This window comes from Actinokineospora pegani (assembly GCF_009745975.1).
Lineage (GTDB): Bacteria > Actinomycetota > Actinomycetes > Mycobacteriales > Pseudonocardiaceae > Actinokineospora > Actinokineospora pegani.
Genome location: NZ_WHOL01000011.1, coordinates 1 through 460, shown reverse-complemented (window position 1 = coordinate 460; position 460 = coordinate 1). Strand labels below are relative to the sequence as shown.

General features: G+C 75.9%; 1 protein-coding gene. It reads right to left on the bottom strand.

Annotated elements, in window-relative coordinates; genetic code table 11:
• On the bottom strand, positions 1 to 460 hold a 460-nt coding region (locus GCL84_RS00515), incomplete at both ends, for a ketoacyl-synthetase C-terminal extension domain-containing protein (RefSeq protein WP_328618752.1).

Sequence of the window (460 nt, the reverse complement as noted above, 5' to 3'; positions counted from 1 at the left end):
GCGCGCAGCGGGCGGTCCAGCAGCGCGTCGAAGTGCGCGCAGACCTCGTCGAAGGCGGCGGCGTAGACCGGGAACCGCTCGGCCAGTTCCAGGCCCATGCCGACGCGCTGGGAACCCTGGCCGGAGAACACGAAGGCGGTCTTGCCCTTGCGCGCGGCGACCGGCTTGACCTCCGCCAGCGCGGCCCGCAGCGCCGCCAGGTCGTCGCCGACGACGACGGCCCGGTGGTCCAGCGCGGCCCGGGTGGTGGCCAGCGACCAGCCGACGTCCCCGATCGGCGCGTCAACCGCGCGCAACCCGGCCGCCAGCTCCCGCACCGCGTCCGGGGTCTTGCCCGACAGCACCCATGGCACCGGCCCGGCGACGTCCGCGCCCGGCTCGGGGACGTGGGCGGGGACCTGTTCGAGGATGACGTGGGCGTTGGTGCCGGAGATGCCGAACGACGACACACCCGCGCGGC